This window comes from Vibrio sp. Y2-5, from assembly GCF_014596725.1.
In the GTDB taxonomy this organism is placed as follows: Bacteria; Pseudomonadota; Gammaproteobacteria; order Enterobacterales; family Vibrionaceae; genus Vibrio.
This window is the reverse complement of the sequence record NZ_JACVEG010000002.1, coordinates 789,101-810,765: the sequence shown is the minus strand read 5'-3', so window position 1 is coordinate 810,765 and position 21,665 is coordinate 789,101. Positions and strand designations below refer to the sequence as shown.

General features: G+C 44.1%; 19 protein-coding genes and 1 pseudogene. 3 read left to right on the top strand and 17 right to left on the bottom strand.

The window, feature by feature from the left end; translation table 11 throughout:
* Positions 1 to 6: 6 nt before the first annotated feature.
* Positions 7 to 1,455, top strand: a complete 1,449-nt coding sequence (gnd, locus tag HUO09_RS08830; RefSeq protein ID WP_167411702.1) for a decarboxylating NADP(+)-dependent phosphogluconate dehydrogenase — start codon at positions 7 to 9, stop codon at positions 1,453 to 1,455.
* Positions 1,456 to 1,521: 66 nt separating this feature from the next.
* On the opposite strand, the gene HUO09_RS08825 is transcribed toward gnd, so the two are convergent.
* The 4 genes from HUO09_RS08825 to HUO09_RS08810 all read right to left on the bottom strand — a co-directional run bounded on the left by HUO09_RS08825 (position 1,522) and on the right by HUO09_RS08810 (position 6,997).
* The gene (locus tag HUO09_RS08825; protein WP_188233708.1) at positions 1,522 to 1,830 is read right to left on the bottom strand and encodes a hypothetical protein; all 309 of its coding nucleotides are present in this window, start codon (positions 1,828 to 1,830) and stop codon (positions 1,522 to 1,524) included.
* 169 nt (positions 1,831 to 1,999) lie between these two features.
* A complete protein-coding gene (locus tag HUO09_RS08820) occupies positions 2,000 to 3,742 on the bottom strand; it encodes a methyl-accepting chemotaxis protein (RefSeq protein WP_188233707.1) in 1,743 nt (580 codons plus the stop codon).
* A 440-nt stretch (positions 3,743 to 4,182) separates the two neighbouring features.
* Positions 4,183 to 5,925 (bottom strand): methyl-accepting chemotaxis protein, encoded by a 1,743-nt coding sequence (locus HUO09_RS08815; RefSeq protein WP_188233706.1) that lies wholly within the window; start codon positions 5,923 to 5,925, stop codon positions 4,183 to 4,185.
* Between the two features lie 226 nt (positions 5,926 to 6,151).
* A complete protein-coding gene (locus HUO09_RS08810; RefSeq protein WP_188233705.1) occupies positions 6,152 to 6,997 on the bottom strand; it encodes a DUF6279 family lipoprotein in 846 nt (281 codons plus the stop codon).
* Between the two features lie 331 nt (positions 6,998 to 7,328).
* Between HUO09_RS08810 and HUO09_RS08805 the strand changes: the two genes are divergently transcribed.
* Positions 7,329 to 8,411 (top strand): ABC transporter substrate-binding protein, encoded by a 1,083-nt coding sequence (locus HUO09_RS08805; protein WP_188233704.1) that lies wholly within the window; start codon positions 7,329 to 7,331, stop codon positions 8,409 to 8,411.
* 113 nt (positions 8,412 to 8,524) lie between these two features.
* On the opposite strand, the gene HUO09_RS08800 is transcribed toward HUO09_RS08805, so the two are convergent.
* The 4 genes from HUO09_RS08800 to HUO09_RS08785 form a co-directional block, all read right to left on the bottom strand.
* Complete coding sequence (locus HUO09_RS08800) at positions 8,525 to 9,352, bottom strand: ABC transporter ATP-binding protein (protein WP_167411696.1); 828 nt, start codon at positions 9,350 to 9,352, stop codon at positions 8,525 to 8,527.
* Between the two features lies 1 nt (position 9,353).
* Positions 9,354 to 10,406, bottom strand: a complete 1,053-nt coding sequence (locus tag HUO09_RS08795) for an iron ABC transporter permease (protein WP_167411695.1) — start codon at positions 10,404 to 10,406, stop codon at positions 9,354 to 9,356.
* 378 nt (positions 10,407 to 10,784) lie between these two features.
* Positions 10,785 to 11,702 (bottom strand): EamA family transporter, encoded by a 918-nt coding sequence (locus tag HUO09_RS08790; protein ID WP_188233703.1) that lies wholly within the window; start codon positions 11,700 to 11,702, stop codon positions 10,785 to 10,787.
* A 129-nt stretch (positions 11,703 to 11,831) separates the two neighbouring features.
* On the bottom strand, positions 11,832 to 12,887 hold the full coding sequence (locus HUO09_RS08785; RefSeq protein ID WP_188233702.1) for a beta-propeller fold lactonase family protein: 1,056 nt from the start codon (positions 12,885 to 12,887) through the stop codon (positions 11,832 to 11,834).
* 234 nt (positions 12,888 to 13,121) lie between these two features.
* On the opposite strand from HUO09_RS08785, the gene HUO09_RS08780 reads away from it, so the two are divergent.
* Positions 13,122 to 14,033, top strand: coding sequence for a ZIP family metal transporter (locus tag HUO09_RS08780; RefSeq protein WP_167411692.1), 912 nt, complete (start codon positions 13,122 to 13,124; stop codon positions 14,031 to 14,033).
* A gap of 97 nt (positions 14,034 to 14,130) precedes the next feature.
* Here the strand turns inward: HUO09_RS08780 and ribB are convergent.
* From ribB to rutA, 9 genes and pseudogenes are all read right to left on the bottom strand, one after another.
* Positions 14,131 to 14,760, bottom strand: a pseudogene (gene ribB, locus HUO09_RS08775) (3,4-dihydroxy-2-butanone-4-phosphate synthase); the annotation flags it as partial.
* A gap of 48 nt (positions 14,761 to 14,808) precedes the next feature.
* On the bottom strand, positions 14,809 to 15,570 hold the full coding sequence (locus tag HUO09_RS08770; protein WP_188233700.1) for an SDR family NAD(P)-dependent oxidoreductase: 762 nt from the start codon (positions 15,568 to 15,570) through the stop codon (positions 14,809 to 14,811).
* A gap of 72 nt (positions 15,571 to 15,642) precedes the next feature.
* A complete protein-coding gene (locus tag HUO09_RS08765; RefSeq protein ID WP_188233699.1) occupies positions 15,643 to 17,124 on the bottom strand; it encodes an NCS1 family nucleobase:cation symporter-1 in 1,482 nt (493 codons plus the stop codon).
* A gap of 273 nt (positions 17,125 to 17,397) precedes the next feature.
* Positions 17,398 to 17,955, bottom strand: coding sequence for a flavin reductase (locus HUO09_RS08760; RefSeq protein WP_188233698.1), 558 nt, complete (start codon positions 17,953 to 17,955; stop codon positions 17,398 to 17,400).
* Positions 17,948 to 18,538: a malonic semialdehyde reductase gene (locus tag HUO09_RS08755; protein WP_188233697.1), complete on the bottom strand. Its 591-nt coding sequence runs from the start codon at positions 18,536 to 18,538 to the stop codon at positions 17,948 to 17,950. Before HUO09_RS08755 ends, HUO09_RS08760 begins: the two co-directional genes overlap by 8 nt.
* Before the next feature lie 12 nt (positions 18,539 to 18,550).
* Positions 18,551 to 19,327 carry a pyrimidine utilization protein D gene (gene rutD, locus HUO09_RS08750; RefSeq protein WP_188233696.1) on the bottom strand — a complete coding sequence of 259 codons (777 nt, stop codon included), beginning with the start codon at positions 19,325 to 19,327 and terminating at the stop codon, positions 18,551 to 18,553.
* Between the two features lie 39 nt (positions 19,328 to 19,366).
* Positions 19,367 to 19,756: a pyrimidine utilization protein C gene (rutC, locus tag HUO09_RS08745; RefSeq protein WP_042481033.1), complete on the bottom strand. Its 390-nt coding sequence runs from the start codon at positions 19,754 to 19,756 to the stop codon at positions 19,367 to 19,369.
* Positions 19,757 to 19,770: 14 nt separating this feature from the next.
* Positions 19,771 to 20,499 (bottom strand): pyrimidine utilization protein B, encoded by a 729-nt coding sequence (gene rutB / locus HUO09_RS08740; RefSeq protein ID WP_188233695.1) that lies wholly within the window; start codon positions 20,497 to 20,499, stop codon positions 19,771 to 19,773.
* Positions 20,496 to 21,587, bottom strand: coding sequence for a pyrimidine utilization protein A (gene rutA / locus HUO09_RS08735; protein WP_188233694.1), 1,092 nt, complete (start codon positions 21,585 to 21,587; stop codon positions 20,496 to 20,498). Before rutA ends, rutB begins: the two co-directional genes overlap by 4 nt.
* Positions 21,588 to 21,665 lie beyond the last annotated feature (78 nt).

Genomic DNA, 21,665 nt, shown 5'->3' with positions numbered 1-21,665 from the left:
AAACAAATGAAAGGTGATATCGGTGTAATCGGCCTGGCGGTTATGGGTCAAAACCTGATCCTAAACATGAACGACCACGGCTTCAAAGTGGTTGCTCACAACCGTACTGCGTCAAAAGTAGACGAGTTCCTAGAAGGTCCAGCTAAAGGCACAAACATCGTTGGTGCTTACTCTCTAGAAGAGCTAGTAGAGAAACTAGAAACTCCACGCAAAGTGATGCTTATGGTTCGTGCAGGTTCAGTAGTTGACGCATTCATCGATCAACTAGTTCCGCTGCTAGACAAAGGCGACATCATTATTGATGGCGGTAACACTAACTACCCAGATACAAACCGTCGCGTTGCTGCACTACGTGAAAAAGGTATCCACTTCATCGGTACTGGTGTTTCTGGTGGTGAAGAAGGTGCACGTTTCGGACCTTCAATCATGCCGGGTGGCGCTCCTGAAGCTTGGGAAGCCGTTAAACCTATTTTCCAAGGCATCTCTGCGAAAACTGACGCTGGCGAGCCATGTTGTGACTGGGTTGGTAACGACGGTGCTGGCCACTTCGTTAAAATGGTTCACAACGGTATCGAATACGGCGACATGCAGCTGATCACTGAAGCTTACCAATTCATGAAAGACGGTCTTGGTATGTCTGCAGACGAAATGCAAGCTGTATTTGCTGAATGGGATAAGACTGAGCTAAACAGCTACCTAGTTGAAATCACAGCTGACATCCTTGGCTACAAAGATGAAGACGGTGAGCCTCTAGTAGAGAAGATCCTAGACACTGCTGGTCAAAAAGGTACTGGTAAATGGACAGGTATCAACGCGCTGGACCTAGGCATTCCACTAACGCTAATCTCTGAGTCTGTATTCTCTCGTTGTCTGTCTGCACTGAAAGACCAACGTGTTGAAGCTGAAAAACTGTTTGGTAAAACTATCACTCCAGTTGAAGGCGACAAACAAGAGTGGGTTGATGCACTACGTCAAGCTCTGCTTGCTTCTAAGATCATCTCTTACGCTCAAGGCTTCATGCTAATGCGCGAAGCATCAAACGAGAACGGCTGGGATCTAAACTACGGCAACGTAGCACTTATGTGGCGTGGCGGCTGTATCATCCGCTCTGCATTCCTAGGTAACATCCGTGATGCATTTGAGAACAACCCAGAACTAGCATTCCTAGGCTCTGACGAGTACTTCAAGAACATCCTACAAAGCAGCCTAGTTGCATGGCGTAAAGTGGCTTCTAAATCTCTGGAAGCGGGTATTCCAATGCCATGTATGACTTCTGCACTAACGTTCCTAGACGGTTACACAACAGCTCGTCTACCAGCGAACCTGCTACAAGCTCAACGTGACTACTTCGGTGCTCACACTTACGAGCGTACAGACCGTGCACGTGGTGAGTTCTTCCACACTAACTGGACTGGTACAGGCGGCAACACTGCGTCTACTACTTACGACGTTTAATCGTTATAAGTGACCAAACAGAAAAGGGATGCTTGCTGCATCCCTTTTGTTTTATTAGCCTGATCGTTAGTGTTTGTGCTTATCCGCTGGTATTAATATATACGTTTCTTTGTTGTGACCTTTCTTCTTACCCGGGTGTTTTCCATGCACTGGATGATCATGGTAATGACGCTCTTCCACCACTTTTACTACTTTCACTCTTTCGACCGTCTCGACTCTTCTCCTATTACAGTCGCCCGTTTTTATTGAGACATCCTTGTTGGCAACCGAGACACAGCCTAATTCTATGTCTACCTGTGAATCTGACGCCTGAGCGTGAGTTGTCATCAATGTACCTAGCAGTAAAAGCGGTGCAATTATCCCATATCGTTTCATATTGGTTCCTTTTGAGCTGATTCGTCACCAATTTAAGCGTGTGTTAACAACTCACTCAATATGAAGTCTGCAACACTAACAATCTTCTAACTCACCCTGTACATGGCATTGAAGAGCGCACAAAAAAAGAGCACCTATTAGTGCTCTTCATGACATTTGAAACAAATGATTAATGAACTTTAAACTGCCCCACAACCTGTGACAGATCACTCGAAGTACCACCCAGTTCACGACTTATGTTGTCGGTTTCTGCGGCACTATCATTCAACTGACCAATCAGAGCCTGAATGGCAGCCATGTTGCGGCTGACTTCTTCAGTCACATGGCTTTGCTGCTCAGCGGAGGTTGCCATTAACGTGTTCAAATCGTTAATTTCCACCACCGACGTGGTCACTGTATTCAATGATTCCATCACCTTGTGAGTGCTTTGCGATGTCGCTTCACAACTCTTACGTGTTGTTTCCATCTTAGTGACTACATTTTCTGATGTGTTGTTGAGCTTAGACAGCATTTCATTGATCTGCCCAGTGCTTTGTTGTGTACGAGCAGCCAATGCTCTCACCTCATCAGCCACCACCGCAAAACCACGACCTTGTTCGCCAGCTCGTGCTGCTTCGATTGCCGCATTCAACGCCAGCAAGTTCGTTTGCTCGGCAATATCACCAATCACCTGAAGTACAGTACCGATTTGCTTAGTATCTTGATTCATTGCGCTAATGGTATTCGACATTTCTGCTACGTCAGATTCCAGCGCAGTTACGCTACTTACAGCTTGATTTACGGTATGTTTCGATTCATTGGCATAAGTATTCGTTAGTTCAGTCAGCTTCGCTGCATCGGCTGCACTTTGTGCAATCGAGCCTGCTGTCGCACTCATTTCATCAATCGCGGTAATTACTTGCTCTGTCTCAATAGTATGCGCATTTAACATCTGCATGTTTGATTCAGACTGACTGCTCAAATGGTTAACCGCTGAATCAATTTTCTCAGACGAGTTAGAGACTTCGATAAACATACCCTGCAGCTGTTCAATGAAACGGTTAATAGACGTTGAAATCTGGCCGATTTCATCATTTGATGTCACGCTCAAACGTTGGGTTAAGTCACCGTTACCTTGTGAAAGATCGGCCACCAGCTCTTTAAGACGCAACAACGGTTTAAATGCGTAGTGCAGCATTGCGATACTTAAACCGATAATGATCGCAGCGCAAACGAGCAATGCCATGGTAATTTTCCAGTTCAAACTGTCGGTATTTGCTTGAATATTATCAAGGTCAATATAACCGTTAAGTGCCCATGTCTGACCGCTAATATCAAACTTGCGTTCAACAGGTATCAGGTTCTCGCCAGCCTTATCAGAGAAAATCGTAATATTGTTCGATGAAATCAATTCCATGTAGCTGCCTGATAAAGAGTAGGCTTCTAGAATTGGTTTCAATCCACTTAAACTTAGCGTGAAAAAGTTGGATGAACCATCAAGGTGTTTAATAGAGATGTTCAATGTAGGCTGACCATCAACAACAATGACTTCACTCACTGTGGGTTCAGAAGTCAGGCTCTCTGCCATTGTGATGTACTTTTGCGTTTCGTCTTGCTCTAGCACTCTGCCAGAATCATCAAACGCATAGCTACTTGCTAATCGAACAATATGAGTGAAACCCGCCGACTCTTTTGTCGTGCCGATGTCCATCATGTTGAACTTAAGGCTTTTCGCCAGACTGATCTTGTCGCGTAGCTCACCTTCCAGAGTTCGGTTTACTAGCTCGATGTTATGTTCAATCCTTTCTATATCTGACTGATAGATATAGGAACTGATAAAGTGGTTTACACTTAGAAACGAAACAAAAATAGTGATAGCGATTATGGCAACAATTAGCGATATAATTTTGTTTTTAAAGGAAAAACTCTTCATTATTCTTCGCGTCCTTCACAAAGTTTTAGCCTACTGACCCCGATATAATCAGTGAGCGAATGGTGAATAGAGTAATAATTATTATGCGGGTTCTCAGTAAATCACTTGTTGGCCATGCTTGATTTAAATGCCTTATCAAACAAATTTTCTACACGTTGGAATAACCGTTCGTAGCAGAAACATTCCCACAAATTTACAAAGCCACGTTTATTATTCGGCACATTGTATCCAAACTTAATATGAAACAATCAGTAGTAGTTCAAATTAGAGCCTACATCATTCGGTAAATGAGAGCTTGGTCATATTTTATTAGAATCCCATCGCGTTTTATCTAATACATTGTTTTATTTTTTGTAGATCCATTTTTCAACTCTATTTTTTCTACAAAAAAAGAGCACCTATTGGTGCTCTTTCTCAGTTGGAGTATGAAATAACTATTTTTAGTGGACTTTGAACTGGGTGACGACGTCAGATAAGTCGGTCGAAGTCCCTCTAAGCTCCTGGCTGATAGTATCTGTTTGTGTCGCACTACTATTCAATTGGCCAATTAACTCTTGAATCGTCGCCATGTTTCGGCTCACTTCATCAGTCACATGGCTTTGTTGTTCAGCAGAGGTCGCCATTAATGTGTTTAGGTCGTTAATCTCCACCACAGATGTTGTCACTGTATTGAGAGACTCCATCACTTTGTGAGTGCTTTGCGATGTTGCTTCACAGCTCTTACGCGTGGTTTCCATCTTAGTGACTACATTTTCTGATGTGTTGTTGAGCTTAGACAACATTTCATTGATCTGCCCTGTACTCTGCTGCGTACGAGCAGCCAATGCACGCACCTCGTCAGCAACCACCGCAAAACCACGACCTTGTTCTCCAGCGCGTGCAGCTTCAATCGCAGCATTCAGTGCCAATAGATTCGTTTGTTCCGCAATATCACCAATCACCTGAAGCACAGTTCCAATTTGCTTGGTATCTTGATTCATGGCACCAATAGTGTTCGCCATTTCAGCCACATCCGATTCCAAAGCCGTCACACTTTGCACCGCTTGGTTTACCGTTTGTTTAGACTCATCAGCATAAGCGTTTGTCAGCTCAGTTAACTTCGCAGCATCCGCTGCGCTTTGAGCAATAGAGCCTGCTGTTGCACTCATTTCGTCTATTGCCGTAATCACCTGTTCTGTTTCAATGGTGTGTGCGTTTAGCATCTGCATATTTGATTGAGACTGGCTGCTTAAGTTATTTACCGCAGTATCAATTTTCGATGATGAATTCGATACTTCAATAAACATCCCCTGAAGCTGTTCAATAAAGCGGTTAATAGATCCTGAAATCTCACCAATTTCATCATTAGAAGTGACACTTAAACGCTGAGTTAAATCACCGTTACCTTGCGAAAGGTCGGCCACCAGTTCTTTCAAACGCAGCAGCGGTTTAAATGCGAAATGCAACATCGCCACACTCAGACAAATAATGATTACCGCTGAAATTATCAGCGCCAGAGTAATTTTCCAGTTCAGGCTGTCTGTATTCGTCTGGATATTATCTAGGTCGATATAACCATTGAGCGACCAAGTTTGCCCATCAATCGTAAATTGTTTTGAAACTGGAATAACGTTGTCGCTGGATTTATCCGAGAAAATCGTAATTTGGTTTGCCGATATCAGTTCCATATAACTGCCCGGCAATGAATACGCTTCAATAATGTTTTTCAAATTACTAATGTCGAGAGTAAAGAAGTTTGCCGAACCATCAAATTTCTTCAGTGCGATATTAACGGTTGGTTTACCATCCACCATCTCAACACCACTCATCGACGGCTCTTCGGTTAACTGTTCGGCCAATTTCAAATAGGCATCAGTCTGTTCTTCATCAAGCGAGTTAGCCGTATCATCGAAAGCATAGCCGTTTGTTACCAGTACAATGCTTGCAAAACCTGTCGACTCTTTAGTATCAGCAATATCCATCATGCTGAAATTGAGACTTTTCGTCAGAGTTAACTTTTCTTGTAATGCCCCTTCTAGTTGAGCGGTAACCAAATCAATATTGTGTTTGATTCTTGCCGTGTCTGACTCATAGATATAACCACTGATGAAATGGTTGACACTCATATATGACACAAAAATGGTGACAGCGATAATGCTAGCGATGAGAGCTATTATTTTGTTTTTAAAAGAAAAGTTTTTCATGTATATCTGTATCCCTACTACAAAATGACTAGCACCGTTTTCTAAATAATCAACGGATTAGGATATTTATGCGCTAGACAAAATTTACTTGTTGTTACATTTGCCCGACGATTGTATCACCAATTGAGAATATTAATTAATAATACTCTCAACCCATAACTGGAATGAATATAACAAACTGACTATCCGCCCCTCTACGAGCGATTTATTGGAGTAAAGTGCTAAGTCAAAATCTGGCCGAATAGAGTTCGTCGGCTAAACTCCGCCATTCATAGATGGTTTCTCTGAAATGTTCGATCTGATTCGGTGTAGAGAGATGAACGATACTGAGTATGTATTGGTTAGACGTCTGTTCGTTATAGTGCAGCTTTGCTCTGAACACAGGGCTGTAAAACTCCTCTTGCGAATAAAGAAGCTTGTGCAATTTCTGATTAAATTCAGTTTGGTTATAGCGTTGATTCAACAGTGATTGAATTTCGTTTCGCTGTGCGTTTTGAAAAGCTATCCAATCATAAGTCGTTATTTGCAAAGCCTTCGCCCATTGCACAGCGAGTTGCTTCTGTTCTTCGGTTAGAGAACCTAACCATTGTTCCATACGATCGATTATTCGTTCTTCATATTTAGTTCGTGTTTCACTCTCATTCAAATCCGCATATTTGTCGGCGTATTTTTGATGCCGTTTCTCCAAGCCTTGCATAAATTCATTCACTTGCTTGTCTGACAAAGCAGTAGCCAGCGGATAAATACTCGGAAAAATTTGCGTCACCAAGTTCTGGTAGTGAGTATTAATCCACTCTCTGTGCCGTTGAAGCTGATCCATTGTGAGAATTTTAGGATTGAGCTCAAGCAATTGATCAAACTGAACAATATAGTTACTTAGCTCTTCAGTTTGATGCCATTGGCTAAGGGCATTAATTTGTGTTTTCACCAAGCCTTCTTGTTGGTCAGTCAAAGTGACGTAATCATCAAGGTACTCCAGCACAAACCAGTCAATATGACGGTAAACAAATTTAGTACTACACCCCGCTATGAGTAGTACCGACATCAACAGCAGAGTTATCCTTCTCTTCATAACCAAGTCCCTAGTCGTCCTTTTTTGCCGCCAAGTCACTTTTAAAAGCATCACATCTAAAACATAGCTGTTCTAAAAACAGATGCTCACTGCGGCATGAGGTTTTCTTATTGTGTGGTCGATGCCATATGAAAGTCACAGAGTTGAACTCAATAGTCTGATTTTTAGACTCTCACCCGCAGAGAGTCAATGACAAAGACATTTCACTCGTAAAATAAATGATAATAGTTTGCATATGCATTTACTTTGGAAATATAATCACCTTCTTCGCTACAAATGCGAACTCGATTCATCACCATCTTTTCAACAAGGACAAAAGTAGGTTCCATAAATGATTCAGAAACTGTTTAGCCTTTCTACTTTGCTGTTTGCTTCTTACAGCTTTGCACAAACAACCACAATTACGGACGTGCTTGATCGTGAAGTTACCTTCGATGCGCCTGCAAAACGCGTCATCGTTGGCTTTTATCCAGAAGATTACATGGCCATTGGTACGGAAGCTGCCTATGACAACGTTGTGGGTATGTCGAAATACATTTGGCAAGCACGTCCTGCAAACTGGGAAATGAACGTTAAGCACCGCCCTTCACTAGACAATATTGCAGGTATCGGCCGTGTTGATACCAACACATTCTCTGTAGAAAAAGTCATTAGCCTGAATCCAGATCTCATCATGCTGGCTGACTGGCAATATAAGGGTTTAGGCAGTGATATCGAGCGCCTTGAAAGCGCAGGAATTCCAATTGTTGTTGTTGATTACAACGCTCAAACTCTAGAGCGTCACATCAAAAGTACTGAGATCATCGGTGTCATCACTGGCCAGGAAGAGCGTGCAACGAAAATTGCGAATGAATACAAGCAGAACATCGAAATGATCACTGCACGTTTAGAAAAAGCAAACTTACCAAGACCAAAAGTCTATACAGAATATGGTGCAGCTGGTGTGAACGAAGTAGGCTACACATTCGGTAAAAACATGTGGGGTGCAATTTCAACAATGGCTGGCGGTGACAACATCTCTGCACCTTACGTTGAATGGTGGGGCAAACTCAACCCAGAGCAAATCATTGCAGCGAACCCAGACGTTATCGTTATAACGGGCTACGAAACAGGCAGTGGCGCAGATTCAATGATCATGGGGCAAGGTGTTCAGGAAGATATTGCAAAACAACGTCTCGAAGGTTTTAAGCAACGTATTGGCTGGTCATCAATCAAAGCAGTGAAAAACAACCGTATGTATGCAGCCTACCACGGTGCATGCCGTACCATTCTTGATGGTGCTATGATCCAGTTCTACGCAAAAGCCATGTACCCAGAACTGTTCGCAGACCTTGATCCAAACCAAGCTTACTTGGATTTCTACAAGAACTACCTACCAGTAATGCCTGAAGGTACGTTCGTTACTAAATTATAAATTGTTTCAGCCATCGACTCTGCGTTGGCGTTACGAAGAGATAAGGCCAGAACATCTGTTCTGGCCTTTTTATATCTGACTCATATCAGAAACGTACGTGTGAATTCTTTGTGTTACGCAGCGCTAGGTCTGCGAGTGCGGACGAAAGGTGTACCATGTTCATCGGTAAGAACATCTGCTTCCACATGGTACAGTTCGTGAATCAGTTCGCTGGTTAACAGCGCCTTCGGGCTACCAAAGGCTCTCAACTCACCCTGCTTTAATATCAGAAGGTTATCAGCGTATTGCGCCGCTAAGTTTAGGTCATGCAGCACCATTAACGTAGTGTAATTTTGTGTTTTGGTTTGAGTGACCAAATGGTTTAACAATACGTGTTGGTAGTGCAGGTCTAACGCACTTACTGGCTCATCCAGCATCAGTATTTCAGGGCAACGCATCAGTGCTTGCGCAAACAAGATCATCTGACACTGACCACCACTAAGGGTTCTAACATCACGGCTGGCAAGATGCTCTAGTCCGATGCTTTTCAAAATACTTAATGCTTCTTCCAGCATTTTGGTTTCAATTCGCATACTGAGTGCATCAAGCCTGCCTAACAGCACCACTTCGATAACGGTCATATTCACATCAAGGTGAATATCTTGCGGCATGTAACCAAACTTAGTTCGCCATTCAATAAGAGACTTGTTAGATAACATCTCCTTACCGTATTGAATCTCTCCACTTACGGTTTTGATATCACCAAACAGCGTTTTTAATAGCGTACTTTTACCCGTACCGTTGGGTCCAAGAATAACGTTCACCTGTCCCGGTTGCAGCGTAAAACTGATGTCTCTCGCCAACACCAAATCGCCTAATTGTACGTTTAAATTGTTGACCTGTAATAGGTTACGTTCTTGCACTAGATCGTGTACTTGTGATAACTGGCTTACTTCAAACATATTATCTTCTCTTCGCAATGATGAGCCAGAAGAAGAAAGGCACACCGATAATGGCAGTCACGATGCCGATTGGGAATAGCGCCCCCGGTACGATCACTTTTGATAAAACAGAAGCCGTCGACAACAAAAATGCCCCGATTAAGAATGAAAGTGGAAGGAAGAAACGCTGGTCTTCACCAACCAATATTTTGGCGATATTGGGTGAAACAATACCGATAAAGCCGATGATGCCAACGAAACTGGTTACCGTCGCGGTCATCACAGCAACAATCAGCAAGGTTTTTAATCGTAGTTTTATAATGTTAACGCCAAGGCTTTTTGCGCGTTCTTCACCAAGTTTAAGTGCGGTTAATTTCCATGAGTCTTGCAGTAGCAAGAAAAAGCTTACCATTACCACTGTCGCGGTGATCGCTAGGTTCGTCCATGTGGCCTTTGAAAGGCTACCAAATAACCAAAACAGAATTTGTTGGCTCAACTCAGGCGAAGAGATGAACTGCACCAGTGATAGTAAAGATTGGAATAAAAACAGTAACGCGATACCCGCAAGGATCAACTGCCCAGAACCAATATGTCGAACAGAAGCCAGTGCAAACAGAAAACACGCAGAAAGCATACAAAATGCAAATGCGCCAATCGGCACAGCGAGGTTGCTATCAATACCCAGAGAGCCAGTGTAAAGCATTAATGCAGCACCAAACCCCGCAGCCGCAGCCATACCCAAAGTGTATGGGCTTGCCATAGAGTTGTTCAGCAAGGTTTGCATTTCTGCACCACCCATACCTAATGAACCGCCAACAAAAATCGCCATCAGGGCGATAGGTAACCGCAAATTGCTAACAATGACTTGCGTAGAACTATCTATTTGGAATGGTAATCCTATCCACTGAAGTAATGCATAAATGACTGAACTTGCGTCAATCATTGAAGGGCCAGTCATAATATCAAGAACAAAAGAAGCGGCGAGTAATGCGCCAAAACTGGTTAATATCATTCCGCGACGCTTTTCGCTTTTTCGCTGCGCCTCTACGGCCTGCTGTACTACATCCGATAGCATCTCAACTCACCAAACTTAGAATATCGCTTAATCTCCAGACCTTATTAATATTGGCTTTCACCGTCATTAACAGACAAGATCCGAGTTAATTTTAGGGTCAGATGGTAACACTATGTAAATGATAATTGCTAGTATTTATAGTTCTATTTGCAATCAAAGTCGTGGCAACTCAAGTTGTTCTGTTGAGCAATAACTAAGTACTGTCGGTCTGCTATCTCGATAAAGAAATGAGGGTATAGAAATGAAACAACAAGCTGCAAAAATGCTTGCCGACACTAAGCGAGGACAACATCCTGAGAATACGATGTGCTTGGGGGTTACCTTTAAACGTAGAGAGTCGAATTAACGACCCTCACTTTCGAAACTGTTGATTTGCTCTTATTTATCAAGCGCTGGCGCTTTGTCTACTCTTTTCACACCAAACCAATTTTTGCCAAATACGTTGATCACTAACCCCATTGCGATAACGACCACGCCAATTATTTGATACAAACTTAGGCTTTCACCAAGCAGTACCCATGCGCTTAGCAACCCAAATACAGGGACAAGCAGAGAAAGCGGTGCAACCATTGATGTTTCATAACGGCTGAGTAAGTAACTCCAACCGCCGTATCCTAGAATTGTCGCCAATAGTGATAAGTAAATAATGGAGAAGATGTTATGCCATTGAATATTGACCAACGACTCAACAATAAGCTCAGGTCCTTCAATCACATATGAGGAAATGAAGAATGAAACCATTGGGACGAGTGCACTCCATACGATAAGCGACATGGTCGGCACAGGGTATCGTTGCATGATGACTTTATTCACGATATTACCCAAAGCCCAAAATGCTGCCGCACCGATAATCAAAACCAATGTGAATAAGGTTAATGACGTTGAATCATGTCCTTGAGCTGCCGCGAGAAGATATATCCCCGCGCCAGCAACAGACACCGCAACCATATTGTGAATGCGTACTTTCTCTTTCAACAGCAAAACGCCAAAACCGAGAGTAATGAACGCTTGTGCTTGTAAAAGCAAAGAGGCTAAACCTGCCGCCATACCTACTTTTAACGCCCAGAAAAGCAACGAGAATTGCAGAAAATTGATGGTTAAACCGTAAGCCACCAGCCACTTCAAAGGCACTTGCGGACGCTTAATAAAGAAAATGGCGGGCAAAGCGACAAACGCAAAACGTAACCCAGCTAAAAGAAGAGGCGGCATTCCTTGCAAGCCAACTTTGATAACCACGAAGTTAACACCCCACACCAAAACAATGGCAAGAGCTAAGAACCGATCACGTATCGACATCCATTATCCTTATAACGCTACTCACGCATCACTGATACATTCTACCGGCTCTTCATATAAGCGATTTCAGTACATATGCATAAACAAATTTTAACCAAACTGAAACAGCAGAGTGCCTCAAAGTGTGAACTAAGACAAGCGACAATCCGTCATCGAAACCCAGCCAGCCCCTTCACCGCAAGGTGCGGCAGACACTTTGCACAGTGCTCCTGTATTCTCATCGATAGAGTAAGCGCCCAGCTCATCAGCCAATTCACCACTGGCTAAAATGTATTGATCATCCGGTGAGATGATAAAGCTGCGAGGTTGCTTTTCAACCTCATGGTGATGTCTGTAATGAGGGATGTGCGTCTCTTTATCAACTTCAAGGCATGTGATCACACTTAATGTCCGCTCTGATACATAAATGAACCGACCATTCTTTGTGATATGGATATCTGCTGCCCAAACTCTTGGCACATCATTAGCCACTTTTTGTGCTGGCGGAAGTCCCCTTTCCAACCCTAATGCTTCTCTTGGTATCGCTGGTGATTCTGCAACGAATGCCAATTGGCCAGTCTCAGAATCAAACGTTAATGTAACAACGGTCGCGTCCATTTCCGTCACTACATAGAGAAATGCGCCACACGGCGAAAACGCAATATGCCGAGGGCCAGCGTCTTTGGCAAATTGATAACTCGCTACAGCTTCATCAACCTTTCCATCTGAGTTCGGTCGCGGGTAAACCAGTATTTTGTCTACTCCGAATTCTGTCGCCACCATCCATTTGTCATCTGGACTAAACAGACAAGTATGGCAAGCACTGCTGTGCTCAATAGTTACCGTGTTTTCGGTTAAATGCCCAGTTTCGTTCATAGATTTAGCGATAACATTATGTTGATCGAATGATGATGCTAACAGCCACTGATTGTTTTTGTCCGTGGTTAAACTGACCAGACCCTCGTTAACGGGTGATTCACCTTCAAGAGTAAGATCGCCTGTCTGCGGATCAATTCTCATCTGCTTTAAGTGAAACGGTTCGCTATGAATGGCAGCATAAAGGTAGTTTTGACAAGGGCTTACTGCCATTGGCATCACCATGTAACCTACCTTTGTTTCGCCAAGCAATGTAAGCTCACCCTGATGGAGTTTATAGCGTGAAATTGTCCCTGATAATGCGTTAGACAAATAAACAAACTGTGTCATTATTGGTCCTAATTAAGCGTTAAATAATAAGAAGATAAACCCAGACTACTCGATTTATGTAAGCAACGTAAACCGTATGGGCTACCACTATATCCCAGTTAAAACTATATCCCAGTTAAAAGAGCAGGATAAAGTTGAAATTTGCCACTAGGTATATTTGCTACATTGGGTAAAGGTACATGTGAGCATGCAACAACCGTATATTTCTATTACTAAATCTCTAGGATTGACTCTATGAACCACACTCAAGAACAGTCATGGGCTGAAGTGTTAAGAGGACACTCAAACCAGCACCCAGTCATGGCGGGTGGACTGATCGTCTCTTTGCTTTTAATCGCCTTTTTCCTATTCCACGCCTTAACTGGTGAAAGACAGCTAAACGGGCAATATGCTCTCGTTGGTGGCGGCATTGCTTTTCTCGCCACGGCAGTCGGCACGTTACCAGCCCTGTTCATTCGTGATATTCCACAAAAGCTTTCTGACTGCATGCTCGGATTCGCAGCCGGAATGATGCTCGCCGCTTCTGCCTTTTCACTTTTATTACCCGGTATTGAAGCTGGCACTGCGTTTTTTGATAATGGATTTCTCGGTGGCATGATCGTGATTCTCGGCATGGCTATCGGCGTTGCACTGATGCTAGGTTTGGATGTTTTCACTCCTCATGAACATATGGAAACAGGACCGTGTGGTCCGGGGCACGACAGATGCAGCCGCGCTTGGCTATTTGTATTTGCCATAGCGCTGCACAACTTCCCTGAAGGGATGGCGATCGGTGTCGGGTATGCGCAGGGTGACCTTTCTGTAGGTATTCCACTGACCACCGCCATTGCTCTGCAAGACATTCCCGAAGGTTTAGCCGTAGCCGTAACTCTGAGAGCGGCGGGATTCAATGCGAGATTATCCGTTTTAGTCGCAGCGCTGACTGGCCTACTTGAACCGATTGGTGCTTTGCTTGGCGTGAGTTTAGCTGGTGGATTATTGATTGCTTATCCTATTGGCTTAGGCTTAGCCGGTGGCGCAATGCTATTTGTTGTGTCACATGAAGTCATTCCAGACACACACAGAAACGGTCATCAAACCTTAGCGACCATTGGTTTGATGATAGGTTTTGCATTGATGATGATATTGGATACCACTCTAGGGTAATTGTTGCTCTCAGAGATAATCACTGCTATTTAGGAATCACAACACTGTGGTTCCTAAACCCTCCACACAAGAGGCTAACGTTAAGCAGCTAACGCTAAGCAACGAGCTCCTGCGGTGTTTCTTGTTTTAGTCGGTAAGCGATGAGATCAGCGATAGTCCCTAGTTTGATCTTGTGCTTTTTGGCGAAGACTTCTAAGTCTGGTCGGCGAGCCATGGTACCGTCTGTGTTCAATACTTCGATAATCGCGCAAGATGGTGCCAAACCAGCCAGTCTTGCCAAATCACACCCTGCTTCGGTGTGACCGGGACGTACTAATACCCCACCTTCGCGCGCGACAACCGGAAAAACATGCCCCGGAGAAACCACATCTTTGGACGTTGCTTTTGGCGAGACAGCGGTCTGAATCGTAACCGCTCTATCGTGTACTGAAATACCCGTTGTCACGCCTTTTGCGGCTTCAATTGAAACCGTAAAATTGGTGCCAAACTGCTCTGTATTGTTTTTCACCATCAGAGGCAATTCTAGCTGCTGCGCCATCTGTTCAGTAATTGTCAGACATAACAAACCACGAGCTTCAGTAACCATAAAGTTAACAATTTCAGGCGTTATCTTCTCAGCGGCGACAATAATATCGCCCTCATTTTCTCGGTTTTCATCGTCCATTAAGATCACCATTTTTCCTTGACTGATGTCTTCGATGATCGCTTCAATTGCACTCAATTCCATTTTTAATTCCTTTTAAAAATACGTTGATATGAGTTCGTAAATGGAAATTCAACTTTCTCTGTGAATAGCGAAAGGATTCCAAGCCTGTGCCGTTGGCATCACTTCCAAGCGGTTTACACACATATGTGCAGGAAGTGTCGCTAGATAGAACATAGTGTCTGCGATATCTTCGGCGGTTAACGCTTGAGTGCCTGCATAAAGCGCATCAGACGCTGCTTGATCGCCTTTGGTTCTGACCAGAGTAAACTCTGTTTCCGCAATTCCCGGAGCCAAGTCTGTCACTCGTACACCTGTACCTAAAAGATCGCAACGCAAGTTATAACTGAACTGTTTCACAAAAGCTTTGCTTGCTCCGTAAACGTGGCTCCCCGGATAAGGCCACTGACCTGCAATAGAACCAACGTTAATAATCGACGCGCCTTTGCCCACTTCAATCAATGTGGGAAGCAGCGCATGAGTCACATTGACTAGCCCTGTGATGTTGGTATCAATCATGGTGTGCCAGTCTTGAATATCGACGGTTTGTGCAGGGTTTGGAGATAAAGCAAGACCCGCATTATTCACCAAGCAGGTTACTTGTTTGAAAGATTCGGGTAACGACTTAACCAGAGCGTCCACTTCTTCTTTACTACGTACATCGAGTGTTTGGTAATGTACTGGAACGGTTTCAGACAACTCTGCCGCCAGCTCTTGCAAACGCTCTTCTCGTCTGCCTGTGATGACTAACGCCCAGCCCTCAGACGCAAATTTCCGCGCGGCTGCTCGTCCAAAACCCGACGTTGCTCCAGTTATAAATACCACTTTGCCCATATCAATTTTATCCCTTAAATCTTGAGTCAATTAAGGGTATAGGGAATGCCCCCATACCCTTCAAACGACGGTTTACGCTTTTTCCAGCGACGTTTTCATCACCAACTGAGGTGTGAACTTACAAATAACGTAGTACAAGATGGCACCACTGAAAGCACCTGTAAACCAGCCATAGTCATAGAACCACGTCATTACGTTGAAGAAAATCGCCATCATTGTAAAGGAGACTGGCACCAACAACGCGACGAAACCAGCCCAGTTAAATGCCGGATACGCATCTTCCTTATAGAGCGCAAGCACATCCAATTTCTGCTTCTTAATTAGGAAATAATCTACAATCATGATGCCAGCAATCGGACCAAGCAGGCTTGAGTAACCCAATAGCCAGTTAGAAATATAGGCTTCTACGCTCAGATCTGATTCCACCAAGCCTACTTTTTTCAATAGCTCCCATCCCATCAACAAAATACCGATTGCACCCGTAAGCAGTACGCCTCTGGTGTGGTCAATATGCTGCGGTGAAATGTTTTGGAAGTCGTTAGTCGGAGACACAATATTCGCGGCAGTATTGGTCGATAGCGTAGCAATCACAATCATCACCATTGCAACAGCCACTAAAAACGGGCTGTCAATCTGACCGATAAGAGTGATTGGATCTGAGATGGTTTGACCAAACATTGTTTCAGAAGCGGCCGTCATGACCACACCAAGTGAAGCAAACAAGAACATGGTAAGCGGAAGCCCCATGATTTGGCCTACTATCTGATCTTTTTGCGATTTTGCATAACGGCTGAAATCTGGAATGTTGAGTGACAATGTTGCCCAGAAGCCGACCATTGCGGTTAAACCAGACATAAAGTACTTAGCAAAGCCTTCACCTTCAGGGCGATTGGCTGGCGTCGAAAGCAGTTCCGTGTAAGACACTTTATCACTCGCCCAGAAAAGCAGGCCAAGCGACACAATCAACAATAACGGTGCTGACAATGTTTCCAGCCACTTGATTGAGTTTGCACCTTTAAGTACAACACCAATATTCAGCGCCCAGAAGATAAAGAAGCCAATCACTTCACCCACGCCACCTAAAGAAGCCCATCCTGGAGAAACTTCTGATAGGAACAGATGAATAGCTAAACCGCCAAACATGGTTTGAATACCAAACCAACCACAAGCGACAAAACCGCGAATCACACATGGAACGTTTGAGCCCATGATGCCGAACGAAGAACGAAGTACGACAGGGAATGGCAAACCATATTTCGTTCCTGCGAAAGCGTTCAGCGTTAAAGGCACTAGTACAATAATGTTGGCAATAAGAATGGTGAGTAGTGCCTCAACCACAGATAAACCAAAGTAGTTTGTTAATATGCCGCCCAAAGTATACGTCGGCACACAAATGGAAATACCGACCCACAAAGCCGCGATGTTGAACTTGTTCCACGTTCGCTCTTTGATCTTGGTTGGTGCTAAATCACTGTTGAAATTTTTGCTAGAGATGAGGTCTTCACCGACTTCTAATTCGTAGAAATCCCCCACTTGCTTTATTTCCGTTTTCATTTGAATCCCCTCTTCCTAATTGAGATTGATTATTTCCCTTCGGCTTTATGTTGCTACCTATCCAAATAAATCAAATGAACCACTAAACCACTCGTTTAATTCTGGAAAACATGAAACGTGAAGTTGATAACTATTTTGTCTTGTGAGAACTATTGCCCTTTGATAACTAATGCATTTATTGATTGTTAAAACAAAAACCGTATAGGTAATACGTATCCATAGAAATCGTCATTGCTGAACTCCTTCCCTAAGTCGTTTATATAAGTAAGCCTGTTAAACAAGGCTGTGATACTGGCGATTGAAGTAGACCAAATTTGACGCTTGTTCCGTTTGGCCAATTCCAAGAACTTCACAGAAAAACACATCGTGAGTTCCTACCGATGTACGGGATGAAATGCGGCAATCAAAAACTGTTGAAGCAGCATTTAACGCTGGCGAACCTGTGACATACTGTTGCCATTCCACTGAATCGAAACGTTCTGCTTGATTGAGTTTGCTGGCAAACACACCCGATACCGTTTCCTGCCCTGCTGCCAATGTGTTTACACACAGAAACTCTGCCTTATCAAACAAAGCGAAAACTGAAGACGTGCGGTTTAAGCACACCAACAGTGTCGGCGGTGCATCGGTCACACTGGTTACCGCTGTGGCTGTAAATCCAACCGGAGCGCCGTCAACCATAGTCGTAATGACATTGACAGACGCACCAAGCCCTGACATTCCGTCTCGGTAAAGTTTCACGCCTTTATCGTCGGTGTCAGTAAACGGGGTAAAGTTGAGTTCATTTTCTTTTGCCAAAGCAAAAGGAATATTGAGAGCTAAATTAGACATACAAACACGCCTCTTCTAACGGTAAGCGAGGTAGACGACCATACAACTTAGAAGCGTCTCCATAGCCGATATTGATGATTAAATTGACGCTCCAGCTTGTACCTGAAAAAAACGCTTCATCGACTGCTTTAGCATCAAAGCCCGAAAGTGGCCCCGTATCGAGCCCCATCGCCCGCGCCGCCATAATCATGTAAGCCGCTTGCATAGAGCTGTTTCTCATCGCAGTTTCTTGAGCCAGTTCCTCGCTTGAAGTAAACCAGCTTTTCGCATCACCGTGAGGAAATAGAGTCGGCAATTCGTCATAAAATTTGCGGTCATAAGCCACTAGCACTGTCACAGGAGCGGTCATTGTTTTATCTAAATTACCGCTTGATAATGTCGGCGCTAAACGTTGCTTGCCCTCTTCTGTGGTAATAAAAACAAAGCGTGCAGGAGAACAGTTTGCCGACGTCGGCCCTAAGCTGGTGAGTTGATACAATTGTTCAATCTGCGCTTGGCTGACTTTCTTATCCAACCAGCCGTTGTGCGTTCTCGCTTCTGTAAACAACTGCTTTAACGCTGACGAATCCATCGTCTCGTTCATTCGGATTTCTCCTTAAATCTCGTTATAAAAATCAAGCATCGTTTTATTAAACGTTTCCGGGTCAGAGACATTACAGGCGTGCCCCCCTTTCTCTAGTAAATAAAACAAAGAGTGGCTGAGCATTTTGTGTAACGTTTCTGAGCGGGAATATGGCACCAGTAAATCATCGCAGCTTGCGATAACGCCTGTCACACAACGAATAGAATCGATGTTTTCAGAGATATCGAAATTTTCCACCGCCGCGATTCTTCTCAGTAAGTTGCTTTCATTGAAAGGCGAAGAAAGAACCTTATCCGCTTCTTCCTTCAACAAAGCAGCATTGTTTTTCATCCATTCCGCGGGATACAAAAACAGTGGTTGCGCTTTGAAAAACATCTCTATACCAGAATTTCGCAGCAGCGACTTTCTGATTTCAAAGCACAGCTTGGTGTGTTCGTCGGTTTTATCCCAAGCGTTAATCAGCAACAAACTTGATATTCTGCTCGGAAACTCAGCCGCCAGTTGCAACCCCACTAAACCACCGAGCGCATGACCAATGAAATGAACACGTTCGCTGTCGGTGCGATCCAGTAACTCCACCACTTCGTGAGCCATATCCGCAATGCTGTAACCTTGCGGAATGTCACCTTGGCTTTGACCTGTGCCTAAGTGGTCATACACAATCACTCGGAAGCGACTTTTCAACAGAGGTAACTGATGATGCCAATAGCTGTGCGAACCACCCAAACCAGAAGAGAGAATCACCGTCTCTTTGTTGTCCTGACCATCGTCATGAATTTCGTAATACATAGGCTGCTCTACCCTTTCAATGTGTTGAGACGAAGCAACTTATGCTTTACCAACATGTGCAATAGAAGCTATTTCGATCAAGGCTTCTTCTTTCACTAAGCCACATTGAATGCAGTAGCGAGCCGGTTTCTCACCCGGAAAGAAATCTGCATACACAGCGTTAATCGCGGCGTAGTCCGCCCAGTTTTTAATCATGATCATGTTGAAGGTAACGTCGTCCATTGTGCCACCAGCTTCTTCCACAACACTGCGAATTGTACTGAGCACGTGACGAGCTTGCGCTGCTGCATCTCCGGGAAAAACCACGTTATTCTCACTGTCAAAAGGCAGTGTTCCGGAAACATACAACACACCATCTGCCATAGAGCCTGGGACATAAGGGGCAAGCGGTTTTCCTGTTCCTGCGGGAAGTACAGTTTGTTTAGGCATAGTAATCTCCTTATTTAGCCAAAATTTTCCAAAGCGTTTGAATAGTCTTCTACTGTTGTCACCCAGCCAAAAAAGGTTTGGATGTTTAGTAACGCGGATTCATGAGCAGATCTCGGCCCAGCCTGATGAGTGGCATCGGAGAGTGCGACGCCAAAATATTCAAGATGAAAACCATCACGTAATGTCGATTCAACACAGACGTTGGTTGCAATGCCGGTAAAGACGAGATTGCGGATTCCGCGAGAGCGCAACATGGTGTCTAAGTTGGTATTAAAGAAGCCGCTGTAGCGAGTTTTTGGAATAATCCAGTCCTCTTGCTGCGGTTTGATTTCATCGACAAGTTCGTAGTCCCAACCACCTTTTGACAAGAAGCGGCCAGAAAGCTCTGGCTTCCTACGCATGGTTTTTAACGCATTCGATTTATGCCAGTTTGGCGAACCTTCGCCACCTGCTTCGACATAATTGCTATCCCAACCATTTTGCAGAAAAACCACTTGGATTCCGGCTTTGCGTGAGACATCAATGGCCTTGTTAATGTTTTCAATAACAGACCCCGAACCGGACACATCAAAGCCTGCTAGATCCAAATAGCCTTCTTTACTTGCATACGCATTCTGCATATCCACCACAATCAGAGCCGTTTCACTCGGTTTGATGGCAAGCTTTTCAGGCTCGGTGTTGAGTATTGCCTGCGCGGATTTACTCGTGTTCAGTGAGTAGCCAGAAATAGACTGCTTGGTCATGCTGCATATTCTCCTTGAACCGTGATGTGTTGACGGGTTTTCATCAGAGGCTGAATTCGTTCACCAAACGCAGTTACACCTTCAACAAACTCATCAAAAGTCAGCAATACGCCGCCTGTACCTTCCACTTCATCCACTTCGTCCAACAAACGGGCAACGGTTTCGTAAGACCCAACCAAAGTACCCATGTTGATATTGACCGCTGAAGTCGGGTCCGACATTTGACGCACGTTAGTATCGCTACCTGACGTAGTATCTTGCGCAGCTTGAACACCCAGCCATTCCAGAGCAGCATCATCTTTCCCGGCTTTGTAGTGTTCCCATTTCGCACGTGCAGCTTCATCCGTTTCGTCTGCAATGATCATAAACAGAACGAAAGAACTCACATCACGACCTGTTTTTTCAGTTGCTTCAAGCAGACGACTTGCTTGTGGAGCGAACGCTTTAGGCGTATTGACACCCTTACCAAAGATGAAGTTGTGATCGGCATATTTAGCTGAAAATGCCATACCCGCATCGCTGGAACCTGCACAGATGATCTTCATTTTTTCCTGAGGTTTAGGGCTCACGCGGCAATCTTCCATGGTGAAATAGTCACCTTTGAAATCTGAAGATCCGGTATCCCAAAGGTCGCGTAATACTTGCGCGTATTCTGAAAGGTAATCATAGCGAGAAGAGAAGAACTCATCGCCCGGCCACAAACCCATTTGGGTGTATTCCGGTTTTTGCCAGCCTGTTACCAAGTTAACGCCAAAACGACCGTGAGAGATTGAATCAATGGTGGAAGCCATACGAGCAACAATCGCCGGTGGCAGCGTTAAGGTTGCCGAAGTCGCGAACAATTGAATTTTTGACGTTACCGCAGCAAGACCCGCCATTAAACTGAATGACTCTAGGTTGTGTTCCCAAAACTCAGTCTTGCCACCAAAACCACGCAGCTTGATCATCGATAGAGCAAAATCTAATCCGTAATGCTCTGCCCTCAGCACAATCTCTTTGTTCAGGTCAAAAGTCGGCATGTATTGAGGTGCATTTTCCGAGATCAACCAGCCGTTATTTCCAATAGGAATGAAAACACCAATCTGCATATAAAACTCCTTGTAATTAACCATGCATATATTTGCTTCCTCGCTTTGATCTAAATCAAAGTTTGTGCCAATAATTTA